We start from the raw sequence: 694 nt of genomic DNA on the forward strand, positions 1-694 counted from the left end.
GGCGGCGTCCGCCCAAACCGTCTTCTCGTCGCCGCAGATCAAGGTGTCAGCCACGACCGTGTCGTTGACGTTGGCTGGTGTGGTGATCACCGTGCGGATCAGGCCAGAGCCCCTCATCCATCCCGACATGAGCCTTGTAGCCGAAGGTGAAGCCGGCCTTGCCCTGCCGCGCGGTAATGCGGGCATCTGGATCCTTCGACGGCCGCTCAAGCGTCGGCGGTGACGAGACCGCATTGATCAGCGTGGCATCCAGCATCGTGCCACGCTTCAGGATCACGCCGGCCTTCTCCAACTGCCGGTCCAGTTCGCCAAACAACTTATCGAGCAGACCTTCGCCGACAAGCAGATTGCGAAAGCGCGAAAGCACCGTGTGATCGGGAATGCTCTCCTCCAGCCCGAGCCCGGCAAAGCGCCGGAACGACAGCCGGTCGCCAAGCGCCTCTTCCAACTCACGGTCCGAAAGCCCGTAGAGCGATTGCAACAAAAGCGCCTTGAACAGGACCAGCGGTGGCCAAGCCGCCCGACCCGGACCGCCATCACGCAGCGGGTTGAGCAGTTTCTCAAACCGATACCACTTCACAAGACCCGACAATCGGTCGAGCGGCGAAGTGCCGCCCACAAGCTTGGTGCCTAGAAAAGCCTCCGCCAAGCTCAACTGGCCCGTCTGCTTCACTGCCATCGCGATTCCCTCAGA

Annotated in this window: 1 pseudogene; it reads right to left on the reverse strand. The window is 62.2% G+C overall.

The features are described 5' to 3' along the window. A pseudogene (locus NKH43_RS35235) lies at window positions 1–679 on the reverse strand (IS5 family transposase); the annotation flags it as partial. Window positions 680–694 lie beyond the last annotated feature (15 nt).

The organism is Mesorhizobium sp. M1163 (assembly GCF_040318415.1).
In the GTDB taxonomy this organism is placed as follows: Bacteria; Pseudomonadota; Alphaproteobacteria; order Rhizobiales; family Rhizobiaceae; genus Mesorhizobium.